Source organism: Kitasatospora saccharophila (assembly GCF_039529925.1).
Taxonomy (GTDB): Bacteria; Actinomycetota; Actinomycetes; order Streptomycetales; family Streptomycetaceae; genus Kitasatospora; species Kitasatospora saccharophila.
This window is the reverse complement of record NZ_BAAANS010000046.1, coordinates 53,887-69,869: the sequence shown is the minus strand read 5'-3', so window position 1 is coordinate 69,869 and position 15,983 is coordinate 53,887. Positions and strand designations below refer to the sequence as shown.

Below are 15,983 nucleotides of genomic sequence, written 5' to 3'. Positions count from 1 at the left end.
GCACGCTGTTGAGTTCTCAAGGAACGGATGCTTCCTTCGAGCCGCATTCCTGCGGACCCTCCGGGCCTTCGTTCTTTCGTGTTTCAAGCTTATCAGAGGTTTTCCGCTCCGTTTTCCGGAGTTTCATTCGATCCGATTCACTTTTGCCTTTCGGCGCTCCCTGACTCTATCAGAGTTTCTCGGCCTGTTTTCCCCGCCCCGATTCGAACGAATTCGATTTCGGAGCGAAGCCGCACGACCGTGGGGCAACCCGGAGAACATTACGCACCGGGCTGCCCCAGGTCAAATCGGGTCGTGGGATCAGACCTCGACGACGACCGGGAGGATCATCGGGCGGCGGCGGTAGTTGTCCGCGACCCACTTGCCGATGATCCGGCGGACCAGCTGCTGGACCTGACGGACCTCCAGGACGCCTTCGCCGGCGGAGCGGGTCAGGGCCTCCTCCAGCTTGCCCGCGATCGAGGTGAACGCGCCGTCCTCGATGCCGGAGCCGCGGGCCTGGATGGTCGGGCCGCTCACCATCTTGCCGTTGGTGGAGTCGACCACCACGAAGACGGAGATGAAGCCCTCCTCGCCGAGGATGCGGCGGTCCTTGAGCGAAGCCTCGGTGATGTCGCCGACCGAGGAGCCGTCCACGTAGACGTAGCCGGCCCGGACCTTGCCGACGATCCGGGCGACGCCCTTCTCCAGGTCGACGCAGACGCCGTCCTCGGCGATGACCACGCGGTTGCGCGGGATGCCGGTGGCGATGCCGAGGTCGGCGGCGGCGCGCAGGTGTCGCCATTCGCCGTGGACCGGCATCAGGTTCTTGGGCTTGCAGATGTTGAAGAAGTACAGGAGCTCGCCGGCCGAGGCGTGGCCGGAGACGTGCACCTTGGCGTTGCCCTTGTGGACGACCTTGGCGCCCCAGCGGGTGAGGCCGTTGATGACGCGGTAGACGGCGTTCTCGTTGCCGGGGATCAGCGAGGAGGCGAGGACGACGGTGTCGCCCTCGACGATGCGGATCTGGTGGTCGCGGTTGGCCATCCGGGAGAGCGCGGCCATCGGCTCGCCCTGGGAGCCGGTGCAGATCAGCACCACCTCCTTGTCGGGGAGGTCGTCGAGGGTCTTGACGTCGACGAGCAGGTTGCCGGGGACCTTCAGGTAGCCGAGTTCGCGGGCGATGCCCATGTTGCGGACCATCGAGCGGCCGACGAAGGCGACCTTGCGCTTGTACTCGTGCGCGGCGTCCAGGACCTGCTGGATGCGGTGCACGTGGCTGGCGAAGGAGGCGACGATGATGCGCTTGTCCGCGTTGGCGAAGACGTTGCGCAGGGCCGCCGAGATGTCGCGCTCGTGCGGGATGAAGCCGGGGACCTCGGCGTTGGTGGAGTCCACCAGGAGGAGGTCGATGCCCTCCTCGGCCAGCTTGGCGAAGGCCGGGAGGTCGGTGAGCCGGCCGTCCAGCGGGAGCTGGTCCATCTTGAAGTCACCGGTGGCGACGACCATGCCCGCGGGGGTGCGGACGGCGACCGCGAGGGCGTCCGGGATGGAGTGGTTGACCGCGATGAACTGGCAGTCGAAGGGGCCGATCCGCTCGCGGTCGCCCTCCACGACCTCCAGGACGTAGGGGTGGATGCGGTGCTCGGCGAGCTTGGCCTCGATCAGGGCGAGGGTGAGCTTCGAACCGATCAGCGGGATGTCCGGGTTCTCCCGGAGCAGGTAGGGCACGGCACCGATGTGGTCCTCGTGGCCGTGGGTCAGGATGATGCCGTCGATCTTGTCGAGGCGGTCCCGGATGTAGCTGAAGTCGGGGAGGATCAGGTCGACGCCGGGCTGCTCGTCCTCGGGGAAGAGCACGCCGCAGTCGACGATCAGGATCCGGCCGCCGTACTCCAGGACCGTCATGTTGCGGCCGATCTCGCCGAGACCGCCGAGCGGGGTGATGCGGAGGGCGCCTTCCTTGAGTGCGGGGGGCGCGCCGAGTTCGGGGTGCGGGTGGCTCAAAAGACTCTCCTCACGACGCACGCCATATGCCCGGGGGGTTCCTCCCCCGGCTGCATATGGCGTGCGTCCATCGTGGTTACCTGACTGCCGATGTGCCGCGCGCCTGCGGTCCCGGTCCAGCGGCGGACCCGGGTGGGTCCGGCGAGCCGGGGGCGCGCACGTCCGTTGTTGGTTACAGGTGTACCCCGCCGGCGGCGAGATCCTCCTTCAACCGGGCGGTCTCCGCCTCCGTGGCGGGGACCAGGGGGAGTCGGAGCGGGCCGGCCGGGTGTCCCTGCAGGTTCAACGCCGCCTTGGCGAGGATGACTCCCTGGGTGCGGAAGATTCCGGTGTAGACCGGCAGCAGGGACTGGTGGACGGCGAGCGCCTTGGCGGTGTCGCCGGTGGTGAAGGCTTCGATCATGGTGCGGATCTCGGCGGCGGCCACGTGGCCGACCACGCTGACCACGCCGACGGCTCCGACCGAGAGCAGCGGCAGGGTCAGCACGTCGTCGCCGGAGTACCAGGCGAGGTCGGCCCGGGCGATGGCGTGGGCGGCGGCGGCGACGTCGCCCTTGGCGTCCTTGTTGGCGACGATCCGGGGGTGCTCGCCGAGGCGGACCAGGGTGTCGGCTTCGAGGGCGACACCGGACCGGCCGGGGATGTCGTACAGCATGACCGGCAGGTCGGTGGCGTCGGCGATGGCGACGTTGTGCCGGTACAGGCCCTCCTGCGGGGGCTTGCTGTAGTAGGGGGTGACGGCGAGCAGGCCGTGCGCGCCGGCGTCCCGGGCCTGGCGGGCGAGTTCGACGCTGTGGTGGGTGTCGTTGGTGCCGACCCCGCTGATGACGTGGGCGCGGTCCCCGACCGCCTCGACCACGGCCCGTACCAGTCGGGCCTTCTCCGCGTCGGTGGTGGTGGGCGATTCGCCGGTGGTGCCGTTGAGCACCAGACCGTCGTTGCCGGAGTCCACCAGGTGGGCGGCGAGGCGCTGGGCGCCGTCGAGGTCGAGCTCGCCCTCGGGGGTGAACGGGGTGACCATCGCGGTCAGGACCCGGCCGAAGGGCGTCTGCGGTGTGGAGGTCGGAGCCATGGGTCCAAAGCTACTCGTAGGGCGGTGGTCGGTAGCCACGCAGGTCCAGGGTTTGGACAGGGCGGAGGGTCGGGAGGGGGGCCGGAACCCGGGCCGGACATGGGATTCCGGTGCTGCGCGCTCGGGGGTTCACGCAGCACCGGAATCCGTGTCCTGAGCGTATGGAGCGGCTGAGAAAGCCGCAATCCAGACATGCCGGACAGTCCGCCCGTCTGCCCGTCGGCGCAGGTCAGCGGGCGTTCCGGGGGCTCCGGCCGAAGGCCGCACGGGTGAGGACGGCCCGGGCCCGCGGGCCGCTCGGTCAGACCTTGCGCCAGCCCGGCACCCAGGCGCCGTTCTCGACGGTGTAGTCGCCGAACAGCGACGGGGCCTCCTTGACCATCAGCTCGCCGATCTTGCCGAACAGCAGCCGGATCTCCTCCTCGGCGCCCGGCGCGGTGCGGTTCTCGATCACGTGCCGCAGGGTGCGGACGTTGGCCGTCCAGACCAGTCCGGTGGCCAGGCCCTCGGGGGCGAAGCGGCGCATGAAGGAGGTCTTCTCCTTCTTCTCGTGGAACGGCACGCCCTCCTCGTCCAGCCCGAAGTGGTCGGCCATCCAGTGCTGGAACTCCTCGATCTCCTTCATCAGGCCGGTCGCCCGGGACATCAGCGCCTCGTCCTGCTTGGCCCACTCGGGGAACCAGAACGGGATGTCGTCGAGGCGGACGAAGCGCAGCGACTCCTGGGAGACCGCGACGCCGGCCCGGTGCCGGACCAGCTCGTGGGTGACCACCCGGCTGACGTTGTGCAGCACGAAGGAGAAGGAGACGTGCTCCAGCACCGAGCCGTGCGCGCTGGCCAGGATGTTCTTCAGGTAGACGTCCTGGTCGGTGCGGACCTTGGTGACGTTCGGGTTGAGACCCGGCTTCCAGGAGCGGTAGCAGATCCGGCCGGCGAACTCGGCGAGGTTCTGGGCGTCGTCCAGGTCGCCGCGGTCGACCCGCTCCAGCCAGCTCTCGCCGCCGACGTCCTGCAGGTAGGCGGCGACCTCGTCGTAGTCGAGCTCGGGGCGGGCGATCAGGTGGACCTGGGGTTCTACTGCGCGCATGGGAGAACGTCCTGAGGGGGTCTGGAGGGGAGTACGGGTCAGTCTACGGCGGTGGGCGTGCCGGCCCCGTGCAGCTTGATGGCGTGCTGCATGGCCTTGCGGGCCCGCGGCACGTCGCCCGCGTCGGCGTACGCGACGGCCAGCCGGAAGAAGTTGCGCCAGTCGGCGGGGTCGGCCTCGGCCTCGGCCTTGCGGCGGGTGAACACCGCGTCGGCGGAGGCGCGGTCGATCCGGCCGCCGGTGCTGCGCTTCAACTCGTCGACGGGCAGGCCGCCCTCGGCCTCCAGTTCGCGGGCGAGCCGCTCGCTGGCCCGGCCGAAGCGGACGGTCTGGACGAGGAACCAGACGCCGATCACCGGGATGACGAAGGCGCACAGGCCGATTCCGATGCCCAGCGGCTTCCCGGTGGCGACCAGTTGGACGCCCTCGCCGACGCAGACCAGGCTGACCAGCAGCAGGACGCCGGAGAGGACGAAGAATCCGGTGCGGGACGTCATCTCACAGGTCCAGGAAGTGTTCCAGGCCGAAGGTGAGGCCCGGGTGGTCGGCGATCTTCCGCGCACCGAGCAGGATGCCGGGCATGAAGCTGCTGTGGTGCGTGGAGTCGTGACGGATCGTCAGGGTCTCGCCGGTGTCGCCGAACATCACCTGCTGGTGGGCCAGCAGGCCGCGCAGCCGCACCGCGTGCACCGGGACGCCGTCCACGTCGGCGCCGCGGGCGCCGGGCAGGCCGTGGGTGGTCGGGTCGTGCTGCGGGGGCAGGCCGGCCTCGGTGCGGGCGGCGGCGATCAGCTGGGCGGTGCGGGTGGCGGTGCCGGAGGGGGCGTCCGCCTTGTTGTCGTGGTGGAGCTCGATCACCTCGACGGACTCGAAGTACCGGGCGGCCAGCTGGGAGAACTTCATCCCGAGGATCGCGCCGATGGAGAAGTTCGGGGCGATCAGCAGGCCCAGCTCGGGGGCCTTCGCGAGCAGGCCGCGGACGGTCTCCAGGCGCTCCTCGGTCCAGCCGGTGGTGCCGGTGACCACGTGGATGCCGTTGCTCAGGCAGTAGTCGAGGTTGCCCATCACCGAGTCGGGGTGGGTGAGTTCGACGGCGACGTCGACCCGGGCCTCGGTGAGTTCGGTCAGCTCGGAGCCGCGGCCCAGGGCGGCCACCAGCTCCAGGTCCCCGGCGGCCTCGACGGCCTTGACGGCCTCCGAACCGATCCGGCCCCTGGCGCCGATCACGGCGACGCGCAGCGTCATGTCAGTCATCCTCTCAGGCCGGTCGGTCAGACCAGCAGGTCGGCGAGCTTGGCGGCCCGCCGGTCGTTGATCGGGCCGATCAGGGCGAGCGAGGGGCGGTGCGCCCCCAGCACATCACGGGCGACGGCGTGCACGTCGTCCAGGGTCACCGCGGCGATCTTCCCGAGCATCTCGTCCACCGACAGGTGGTGGCCGTAGGAGAGTTCGGCCTTGCCGATCCGGTTCATCAGCGAGCCGGTGTCCTCCATGCCGAGCACGGTGGAGCCGGAGATCTGGCCGATGGCGCGGCGCAGCTCCTCCTCGGTGATGCCCTCCTCGACCACCCGGGCGAGCTCGGCGCGGCAGATCTTCAGCACCTCCTCGACCCGCTTGGGCTGGCAGCCCGCGTAGATGCCGAACAGGCCGGTGTCGGCGTACGAGGAGGAGTAGGAGTACACCGAGTACGCCAGGCCGCGCTTCTCCCGGACCTCCTGGAACAGCCGGGAGCTCATGCCGCCGCCGAGGGCCGCGTTGAGCACCCCGAGCGCCCAGCGGCGCTCGTCGTGACGGGGGATGCCGGGGAGGCCGAGGACCAGGTGGGCCTGCTCGGTGGGGCGGTTGAGGACGGCGGCCCGTCCGGCGGTGCGGACGGCCTTGGCGCCGCGGCGGACCTCGGCGGGGTGGCCCTTGGACTTGGCCAGGACGGGCGCGAACGCCTGCTGGACCAGCTTGACCACCTTGGCGTGGTCGAGGTTCCCGGCGGCGGCGACCACCAGGTTCTCCGGCTTGTAGCGGCGCTGGTAGAAGCCGGCGATCTGGTCGCGGGTGAGCGCGGTGACGGTCTCCTGGGTGCCCAGGATGGGGCGGCCGAGCGGGGACTCCCCGAAGATCACCTTGGCGAACAGGTCGTGCACCACGTCGCCCGGGTCGTCCTCGGCCATCGCCATCTCTTCCAGGATGACGCCGCGCTCGGACTCCACGTCCTCGGGGCGGACCAGCGAGCCGGTCAGCATGTCGCAGACCACGTCGATGGCGAGCGGCAGGTCGGTGTCCAGGACCCGCGCGTAGTAGCAGGTGTTCTCCTTGGCGGTGAAGGCGTTCATCTCGCCGCCGACCGCGTCCAGCGCGGCGGAGATCTCCAGCGCGTCGCGCCGGGCGGTGCCCTTGAAGAGCAGGTGCTCCAGGTAGTGGGTGGCCCCGTTGAGGACGGGCGTCTCGTCGCGGGAGCCGACGCCGACCCAGATCCCGAAGGTGGCGCTGCGCACCGTCGGGAGGGTTTCGGTGACGACCCGCAGGCCGCCGGGGAGGACCGTGCGGCGGACGGTGCCCGCGCCGCCTTCGGTGCCCTTGAGCAGGGTCCGGGTGGTTCCGGGGCGCTGCTTCGCCGCCGAGGCCTGGGCCACGGGTGTTCCTTCCAACTACTGCTGCACGAACAGGACTTCACGAACAGGGTGCGGCCCGCACGCGCCGGGAAGGGCGTGCGGGCCGCGGGTGCTACGGGGTGGTCACTCGGAGGCGGCGGCCTCGCCGCCCTCCTCGCCCTCGACGACCGGGATCAGCGAGAGCTTGCCGCGCGGGTCGATCTCGGCGATCTCGACCTGCACCTTGGCGCCGACGCCGAGCACGTCCTCGACGTTCTCGACGCGCTTGCCGCCGGCCAGCTTGCGGATCTGCGAGATGTGCAGCAGACCGTCCTTGCCCGGCATGAGCGAGACGAAGGCACCGAAGGTGGTGGTCTTCACCACGGTGCCCAGGTAGCGCTCGCCGACCTCCGGCATGGTCGGGTTGGCGATCTGATTGATCGTCGAACGGGCAGCCTCCGCCGAGGGGCCGTCGACCGCACCGATGTAGATGGTGCCGTCGTCCTCGATGGTGATGTCCGCGCCGGTGTCCTCCTGGATCTGGTTGATCATCTTGCCCTTGGGGCCGATGACCTCGCCGATCTTGTCCACCGGGATCTTGATGGTGATGATCCGCGGCGCGTTCGGGGACATCTCGTCGGGCGCGTCGATGGCCTCGTTCATGACGTCGAGGATGTGCAGGCGGGCGTCCTTGGCCTGCTTCAGCGCGGCGGCCAGCACCGAGGCCGGGATGCCGTCGAGCTTGGTGTCGAGCTGCAGCGCGGTGATGAAGTTCCGGGTGCCGGCGACCTTGAAGTCCATGTCGCCGTACGCGTCCTCGGCGCCGAGGATGTCGGTGAGGGTCACGTAGTGGGTCTCACCGTCGATCTCCTGCGAGATCAGGCCCATCGCGATGCCGGCGACGGGGGCCTTGAGCGGCACACCGGCGTTCAGCAGCGACATGGTCGACGCGCAGACCGAGCCCATCGAGGTGGAGCCGTTGGAGCCCAGCGCCTCGGAGACCTGGCGGATCGCGTAGGGGAACTCCTCGCGGGTCGGCAGGACCGGGAGGATCGCCCGCTCGGCGAGGGCGCCGTGGCCGATCTCGCGGCGCTTGGGCGAGCCCACGCGGCCGGTCTCGCCGACCGAGTACGGCGGGAAGTTGTAGTTGTGCATGTAGCGGCGACGGGTCTCCGGGGAGAGCGTGTCGAGCTGCTGCTCCATGCGCAGCATGTTCAGCGTGGTGACGCCCAGGATCTGGGTCTCGCCGCGCTCGAACAGGGCCGAGCCGTGCACCCGCGGGATGGCCTCGACCTCGGCGGCCAGGGTGCGGATGTCGGTGACGCCGCGGCCGTCGATGCGGACCTTGTCCTTGATGACGCGCTCGCGGACGATCTTCTTGGTCAGCGCGTTGTAGGCGGCGCTGATCTCCTTCTCGCGGCCCTCGAACTCCGGGAGCAGCTTGTCGGCGGCGACGCCCTTGATCCGGTCCAGCTCGTTCTGGCGCTCCTGCTTGCCGGCGATGGTGAGCGCCTTGGCGAGCTCGTCCTTGACGGCGGAGGTCAGCGCGGCCAGCACGTCGTCCTGGTACTCCAGGAAGCGCGGGAACTCGCCGGTCGGCTTGGCGGCCTGCTTGGCGAGCTGGGCCTGGGCGGCGCACAGCACCTTGATGAACGGCTTGGCGGCCTCCAGGCCGGCGGCGACGACCTCCTCGGTCGGCGCCTCGGCACCGCCCTCGACCAGCTGGATGGTCTTCGCGGTGGCCTCGGCCTCGACCATCATGATCGCGACGTCGCCGTCGGGCAGCGCCCGGCCGGCCACGACCATGTCGAAGACGGCCGACTCCAGCTCGGAGTGGGTCGGGAAGGCCACCCACTGGCCGTTGATCAGCGCGACGCGGACGCCGCCGATCGGGCCGGAGAACGGCAGGCCGGCCAGCTGGGTGGAGGCGGAGGCCGCGTTGATGGCCACCACGTCGTACAGGTGGTCGGGGTTGAGCGCCATGACCGTCACGACGACCTGGATCTCGTTGCGCAGGCCCTTGACGAAGGACGGGCGCAGCGGGCGGTCGATCAGGCGACAGGTCAGGATCGCGTCCTCGGAGGGGCGGCCCTCACGACGGAAGAACGAGCCGGGGATGCGGCCGGCGGCGTACATCCGCTCCTCGACGTCCACCGTGAGGGGGAAGAAGTCGAAGTGCTCCTTGGGCTGCTTCGAGGCGCTGGTGGCCGACAGCACCATGGTGTCGTCGTCCAGGTAGGCCACGGCGGAGCCGGCGGCCTGACGGGCCAGGCGGCCGGTCTCGAAGCGGATGGTGCGGGTGCCGAAGCTGCCGTTGTCGATGACGGCCTCGGCATAGAAAACGTTCTCTTCCACCTGGAAGATCTCCTCTTTCGTACGTCTCCCCAGGAGCGCCCCTGCGCTTGCCTGCCGTGGCCCGGGCAGCTGGGCCGGTCTTCGATCGAAGCCACCGGGTCGTGCCCCGTCCTGCGGGGTTCCCGGCGGCCACTACCGAGGACCGGCGCCTTTCGGCGCGCGGCGGTCGGCGTGTGGACGCTCCTGCGGGGTGCGGGCGGCCTCCGTTGGAGGCCTTGATTCGGCCCGCTAGGGCGGGCATGCCCTTTACCTTACAAATTCACACCCTACCGAGCACGGCTTTACGCCGACGGCTTCGTCGCGGGGCGTGGTCAAAGGGTTGCCCGGGGTGGCGCGGAATGCGCCGAGGGGCGGCTCCCCGGTGAGGGGAGCCGCCCCTACGAGCGGTGTCAGCGGGCGCCGCCGGCGGCACCGCGGCGGATGCCGAGGCGGTCCACCAGGGTACGGAAGCGCTCGATGTCCTTCTTGGCCAGGTACTGCAGCAGGCGGCGGCGCTGGCCGACCAGGATCAGCAGGCCGCGGCGCGAGTGGTGGTCGTGCTTGTGGAACTTGAGGTGCTCGGTCAGGTCCGAGATCCGGCGGGAGAGCATGGCCACCTGGACCTCGGGGGAGCCGGTGTCGCCCTCCTTCTGGCCGAACTCGGCGATGATCTGCTTCTTGACGTCAGCGGCGAGCGCCACGGGCATCTCCTTCGGTGTGGTGGCCGAGCGGCCCTGGTAGGAGGCACAGGACCTGACAAGACTCGACGTGAACAACAGTAGCAGTGCCGATCAACCCGTCGCGCCGCGCACCACGTTGTAGACGTTGAGGACGGCGAGCGCGAGCGGGATGAGGGCGAGCAGCATCAGGCTGTCGACCATGTCCAGGATGCGGCCCCAGAACGGGGACACCCCGGAGCGGGGGACGATCAGCGCGATGGCGGTCATCACCGCGGCGCCGACCGCGATGGACGCGGCCAGCCACACGGTGCGCAGGTCGGCGCCGCCCTCGTGGGTGAGCTTGGCCATCAGCAGGTGCACCGGGGTGTGCAGGGACAGGCCGAGGATCAGCAGGCCCAGCGCGGCCAGGCCGGAGATGACCAGGGCGAAGACCTGCGCGGTGTAGCGGAACAGCCGGGCCCGCAGCATGGTCGAGACGCCGATCGCCAGGGCCAGCAGTTCGGCCCAGGTGCGGTCGCTGAAGCCGAGCACCGCGCAGGCGCCGACGATGGTGGCGGCGGCGCCGCCGACCAGGCCGACCAGCACCTCGTGGCCGCGGCGGGCCTGGGCGGCGATCCGCTCGTACTGGACGGTCTCGGCGTTGCCGGCCTCCTCGCCGTAGGCGCTGCCGCGGGTGCGGGTCTGGCCGGGGGCGCTGAAGCCGACGGGCAGTCGGGCGAAGCGGGCGGAGAGCGCGGGGAGGAAGCCGACCGCGGCGACGCCGGCGACGCCGGTGACGGCGGCGATGTCGGTGATCGCGGTGCCGGACATCAGGACGGCGGCGAAGGTGGCCAGGGTGCCCGCGGCGGCGAGGAAGGAGGAGGCGACGAACGCCGAGTCCTTCTCCGGCAGCAGGCCGACCAGCAGGACGGAGACCACCAGCACGGTGACGCAGCCGACGAGGAACTGCAGTCGGCCGGGGCCGGCGCCGTCCGGGACGTCGACGATGCCGGAGCCCGCCAGCATGGCGTGCGGCAGGGCGCCGAGGCCGAGGGCGAGGGCGGCGGTGTGGTCGGCGTAGACCCGGGCGCGGACGCCCGCGAAGGTGACCAGGACGATCGCGGCGACGCCGGCCAGGATGCCGGGCAGGCCGAACATGTCGTGCCGCAGGTCGGAGAACCAGAGCGCGAAGGCCAGTAGCGCGAGCAGCACGGTGCCCGCGATCAGGCCGAAGGCCCGCATCAGGTCGGGGCTCCAGAACCGGCGGTCGGCCTCGACGGCGGAGGCGATCGCGTCCGCGACGTCGTCGTAGACCGCCGGCGGCAGCGACTCCGCGAACGGGCGCAGGCTCAACAGGTCGCCGTCGCGGACCTGTTGGGCGGCCAGCGGAAGCCCGCTGTCCAGCACGGTGCCGTCCCGGCGGACCAGGTGGAAGCCGGTGGGCGTTCCGTCCACCTGGGTCTGCCCGGAGAGCCTCAGCACTTCCGGATAGATGTCCGCGAGCGGGACGTCCTCCGGCAGGGCTACGTCGATCCGGCTGTCCGGAGCCACCACGGTGACCCGGCAAAAACCGGTCGTTGCGTTGTTGCTCACCGGCCCTCTCCCCCTCGTTGGCTGTGTCGGCAAGTCTGCTGACCACTCGTCGTAGCGGGTCCGGAACTGTCACGGTCCGAACGAGAGTTGGCGCGGCGACACCTTACCCCCCGGCGGAAGGGTGGTGTACGCGGGGTCCGGGCGGCCCCGGCCGGGCGGCGCCCTGACGGGGGATCAGTCCCGGCCCGGGGCCCGATCCGACCCCGTGGACGAACTGCTTGGCGTGCGCAGTAGGATCGGCCCCTGCGCACGGCGTACGGGGGCCGCGGTCGAAGACGCGAAGCCCCGCGCGCCTGCGGTTCGGCGGAGCGGGGGCGGCGTCATCACACGGGGCGCCCTCACCGTGCGTATCCAGATGCGTGAGGGCGGATTGTGAGCGAGCGATCGGGGCGCACCCTGTCGAGTGCCCTGGGAGGGCGCGTCGTTGAGAACGGGGGGCCGCGCTCTGCGGCTGCCGCCCGGGACGGGGTGATGGCATGAGTACGGTGACGGTGAAGCGTCCGCCGAGGGCGTTCCCGCCGGCGGTGGCGGAGGAGCCGGTCGAGCTGGTTCCGCCGCCCGAGCTGCCGCGGGGCGGTGGCGAGGACTGGCTGATGACGCTGATGCCGATGCTCGGCATGGGCGGCAGCGCGGCCTTCATGTTCCAGGGCGGCCAGGGCCCGATGAAGATGATGGGCGTGCTGATGATCGCGTCCACCGCCGCGATGGCGGTGATGCAGATCGTCAAGGCCCGCAAGGGCGGCAGCGCGGCGACCTCGGACGAGCGCCGCGACTACCTGAAGTACCTGCAGCAGAAGCGCCGCGAGGTGCGCCGGACGGCCGAGCGGCAGCGCGGTTCGCTGCTCTTCACCCACCCGGAGCCGGACCAGCTGTGGTCGGTGGTGGCCGAGGGCCGCCGCCTGTGGGAGCGCCGGCCCACCGACGCGGACTTCGCGCAGATCCGGGTGGGCCTCGGCCCGCTGCAGCTGTCGACGCCGCTGGTCGCGCCGCAGACCGCGCCGATGGACGAGTTGGAGCCGCTCGCCGCGGAGGCGATGGGCACCTTCATCAAGACCCACGGCACCCTGCAGGACCTGCCGCTGGCGGTCTCGCTGCGGGCGTTCTACCACATCACGGTGTGCGGCGACCCGGACTCGGTGTACGGCAACGTGCGGGCGATGGTGGCCCAGTTGGCGACCCTGCACTCCCCCGAGGACCTGATGATCGGGGTGGCCGCCGCGCCCGGCGCGGTGGAGGAGTGGGAGTGGGCGAAGTGGCTGCCGCACACCCAGCACCGCAAGGAGAGCGACGGGGCCGGTTCGCGGCGGCTGATCGCCTCCGGGCTGGGCGAGTTGGAGGAGCTGCTGGCCAACGAGCTGGCGGGCCGCAAGGGCTTCTCCCGGGACAGCACGCCGACCCCGGACCAGCCGCACCTGGTGGTCATCATGGACGGTGCCTCGGTGCCGGTCGACTCGATGATCGCCGGGGCGGAGGGCGTCCAGGGCGTCACCGTGATCGAGGTCGTCCCGGGTGACCTGGACGAGCCCAACGGCCACCTGGTGATCACCGTCGGCAAGGACGAGCTGCTGCTGGAGGCGGCGTCCGGGGCGAGCTACCCGGGCAAGCCGGACAGCCTGTCGGCGTGGCAGTCCGAGGCGCTGGCGCGGCAGTTGGCGCCGTTCCGGGCGTCCGCGGGCGGCGACGACAGCGACCCGTCGCTGGTGTCGATGGACTTCACCGAGATGATGCACACCGGCGACCCGGGCTCCTTCGACCCGGCCCGGCACTGGCGCCCCAAGCCGATCCGCGAGAAGCTGCGCGTCCCGCTGGGCGTCGGCGTCAACGGCGAGTACGTCTGGCTGGACCTCAAGGAGGCCTCGCTGGAGGGCATGGGCCCGCACGGCATGTGCGTCGGCGCGACCGGTTCCGGCAAGTCCGAGGTGCTGCGCACCATCGTGCTGGCGCTGGCGGTCACCCACTCCTCCGAGGTGCTGAACCTGGTCCTCGCGGACTTCAAGGGTGGTGCGACCTTCGCCGGCATGTCGGAGATGCCGCACACCGCGGCCGTGATCACCAACCTCGAGGGCGAAGCGACCCTGATCGACCGCATGCGCGACGCGATCGAGGGCGAGATGAACCGCCGCCAGGAGCTGCTGCGCGCGGCGGGCAACTACGCGAACATCAACGAGTACGAGCGGGCCCGCACGGCCGGCGCGCCGCTCGACCCGCTGCCCTCGCTGCTGATGATCATCGACGAGTTCTCCGAACTCCTCACCGCGAAGCCGGACTTCATCGAGCTGTTCATCCAGATCGGCCGCATCGGCCGTTCGCTCGGCATGCACATGCTGCTGGCCTCGCAGCGACTGGAGGAGGGCAAGCTCCGCGGCCTGGACACCTTCCTCTCCTACCGCCTGGGCCTGCGCACCTTCTCGGCCGCCGAGTCGCGGGCCGCGATCGGCGTGCCGGACGCCTACCACCTGCCGCCGATCCCCGGCGTGGGCTACCTCAAGTTCGGCTCCGACGTGATGGACCGCTTCCGCGCCGCCTACGTCTCCGGCAAGTACCGGGCGCCGGGCACCCAGCGCGCGGTCGGCGGCGTGGTGGTCACCGCTCAGCCGGTGCTGTTCACCGCCGCCGAGGTGGAGGTCGTCGAGCCCGAGGTGGAGGTCCTCCCCGAACTCCCCGAGGAGGAGGAGAAGGACGAGGCGCTGCTGGACACCATGCTCGACGTGTTCGTGCAGCGCATGATCGGCCAGGGCCCGCCCGCCCACCAGGTGTGGCTGCCCCCGCTGGACGACTCGCCGTCCGTGGACAGCCTGCTGGAGCCGCTGCAGATCAGCCCGGACCGCGGCCTGACCCCGGCGGCCGTCCGCCAGGGCAACCTGGTCGTCCCGGTCGGCATCGTCGACAAGCCGCGCGACCAGCGCCGCGACGTGATGTACCTGGACTACTCGGGCGCCGCCGGCCACGGCATGATCGTGGGCGGTCCGCGCTCGGGCAAGTCCACCATGGTGCGCACCATCGTGGCCGGCTTCTCGGTCACCCACACGCCGGTGGAGACGCAGTTCTACCTGCTCGACTTCGGCGGCGGCGGCTTCGGCTCGCTGGCCGACCTGCCGCACGTCGGCGGCGTCGCGGGCCGGCTGGACGTCGAGAAGGTCCGCCGCATGATCAGCGAGGTGCACGGCGTGCTCAACCGCCGTGAGGAGCTGTTCCGGGCGACCGGCATCGACACCATCGCCACCTACCGGGCCCGCCGGGCCGCCGGGCAGCTGCCCGACGAGCAGTTCGGCGACGTGTTCCTGTTCGTCGACGGCTGGCTGACCTTCAAGCAGGAGTTCGAGGTCCTGGAGCCGGTCATCGCCGACATCGTGCAGCGCGGTCTCGGCTACGGCGTGCACGTGGTGATCACCGCGGCCCGCTACGCCGAGGTCCGCCCGGCGCTGAAGGACCAGCTGCAGAACCGGGTGGAGCTCAAGCTCGGTGACTCGATGGAGTCCGAGATCGGCCGCAAGGTCGCCGCGAACGTGCCGCCGATCCCGGGCCGCGGTCTGACCGCCGACCAGCTGCACTTCCTGTCCGGCCTGCCCCGGATCGACGGCTCCAGCAGCACCGAGGACCTGGTGGACGGCGTGGCCGGCCTGGTCGCCCAGGTCAACGCGGCCTGGTCGGGCCCGCGGGCCCCGCAGGTGCGCATGCTGCCGCCGGTGCTGGACGGCCACTCGCTGCCCAAGGGCTTCGAGCACCCGGAACTGGGTGTCGCGTTCGGTGTCGACGAGGTCGAGCTGGCGCCGGTGTTCGTCAACTTCGAGAACGACCCGCTGTTCGTCGTCTTCGGCGAGAGCGAGTCCGGCAAGTCGGCGATGCTGCGGATGCTGATCAAGCAGATCACCGAGCGGTACACCCCGGACCAGGCGGGCATCGTGGTCGGCGACTTCCGCCGCTCGCTGCTCGGCGTGGTGCCGCCGGAGTACCTGGTCGAGTACGCGGCCGCCGCGCCCGCCATGTCGGCGATCGTGGAGATGCTGCGCGGGGCCTGCGGGCGCCGCCTGCCCGGCCCGGACGTCACGCCGGAGCAGCTGCGCAACCGCAGCTGGTACAGCGGCAAGGACATGTTCGTGATCGTGGACGACTACGAGCTGGTCGCCACCCAGTCGGGCAACCCGATGGCGCCGCTGGCGGAGTTCCTGCCGTTCGCGCGCGACATCGGCCTGCGCCTGATCATCGCCCGCAACGCGGGCGGCGCCGGCCGCTCGCTGTTCGAGCCGGTGATGCAGCGCATGCGCGAGCTGGGCGGCCAGGGCGTGATCCTCTCCGGTGACAAGGGCGAGGGCGCGCTGCTCGGCACGGTCAAGCCGCAGCCGCTCCCGCCGGGCCGCGGCGTGTTCGTCTCCCGCCGGATCCAGGCGGGCCAGACGGTGCAGACGGGCTGGCTGCCGACGCAGATGTAGGACCGCCGCCGTTCACGCACGGTGACCGAAAGGGCCGGACTCCGGAAGGAGTCCGGCCCTTTCCGCATCCCGGAACCGGGCCGGTGCCATAACGTTATCTTCCGTTTTCCGCGGTTTCCCTTCGGTTCCCGTACCCCCCGGCGGCCTGCGGCGGCCCTTTTCGGCCCAGCGCCGCGGTACGGCAGGGCGCCTTGGAATCAAACGTTAGCCAGCTCACTTCGCCTTCGATTCAAGCGC

At 70.8% G+C, this 15,983-nt stretch carries 10 protein-coding genes; 1 reads left to right on the top strand and 9 read right to left on the bottom strand.

Going from position 1 to position 15,983, the window contains the following annotated elements; all coding sequences use genetic code 11:
- Positions 1–300 precede the first annotated feature (300 nt).
- From ABD345_RS28710 to eccD, 9 genes are all read right to left on the bottom strand, one after another.
- The gene (locus tag ABD345_RS28710) at positions 301–1,986 is read right to left on the bottom strand and encodes a ribonuclease J (RefSeq protein WP_344556160.1); all 1,686 of its coding nucleotides are present in this window, start codon (positions 1,984–1,986) and stop codon (positions 301–303) included.
- Between the two features lie 172 nt (positions 1,987–2,158).
- On the bottom strand, positions 2,159–3,058 hold the full coding sequence (gene dapA, locus ABD345_RS28705) for a 4-hydroxy-tetrahydrodipicolinate synthase (RefSeq protein ID WP_344556159.1): 900 nt from the start codon (positions 3,056–3,058) through the stop codon (positions 2,159–2,161).
- A gap of 301 nt (positions 3,059–3,359) precedes the next feature.
- A complete protein-coding gene (thyX, locus tag ABD345_RS28700) occupies positions 3,360–4,145 on the bottom strand; it encodes an FAD-dependent thymidylate synthase (protein WP_344556157.1) in 786 nt (261 codons plus the stop codon).
- A gap of 38 nt (positions 4,146–4,183) precedes the next feature.
- The gene (locus ABD345_RS28695) at positions 4,184–4,642 is read right to left on the bottom strand and encodes a tetratricopeptide repeat protein (RefSeq protein WP_344556155.1); all 459 of its coding nucleotides are present in this window, start codon (positions 4,640–4,642) and stop codon (positions 4,184–4,186) included.
- A 1-nt stretch (position 4,643) separates the two neighbouring features.
- The gene (gene dapB, locus ABD345_RS28690; RefSeq protein ID WP_380274728.1) at positions 4,644–5,390 is read right to left on the bottom strand and encodes a 4-hydroxy-tetrahydrodipicolinate reductase; all 747 of its coding nucleotides are present in this window, start codon (positions 5,388–5,390) and stop codon (positions 4,644–4,646) included.
- Positions 5,391–5,416: 26 nt separating this feature from the next.
- The gene (locus tag ABD345_RS28685) at positions 5,417–6,772 is read right to left on the bottom strand and encodes a M16 family metallopeptidase (protein ID WP_344556152.1); all 1,356 of its coding nucleotides are present in this window, start codon (positions 6,770–6,772) and stop codon (positions 5,417–5,419) included.
- A gap of 102 nt (positions 6,773–6,874) precedes the next feature.
- Positions 6,875–9,085, bottom strand: coding sequence for a polyribonucleotide nucleotidyltransferase (locus ABD345_RS28680; RefSeq protein ID WP_344556150.1), 2,211 nt, complete (start codon positions 9,083–9,085; stop codon positions 6,875–6,877).
- 389 nt (positions 9,086–9,474) lie between these two features.
- Positions 9,475–9,765 (bottom strand): 30S ribosomal protein S15, encoded by a 291-nt coding sequence (gene rpsO / locus ABD345_RS28675; protein ID WP_030462697.1) that lies wholly within the window; start codon positions 9,763–9,765, stop codon positions 9,475–9,477.
- Between the two features lie 90 nt (positions 9,766–9,855).
- Positions 9,856–11,316 (bottom strand): type VII secretion integral membrane protein EccD, encoded by a 1,461-nt coding sequence (gene eccD / locus ABD345_RS28670; protein WP_344556148.1) that lies wholly within the window; start codon positions 11,314–11,316, stop codon positions 9,856–9,858.
- Positions 11,317–11,792: 476 nt separating this feature from the next.
- On the opposite strand from eccD, the gene eccCa reads away from it, so the two are divergent.
- Positions 11,793–15,746 carry a type VII secretion protein EccCa gene (gene eccCa / locus ABD345_RS28665; protein WP_344556146.1) on the top strand — a complete coding sequence of 1,318 codons (3,954 nt, stop codon included), beginning with the start codon at positions 11,793–11,795 and terminating at the stop codon, positions 15,744–15,746.
- Positions 15,747–15,983 lie beyond the last annotated feature (237 nt).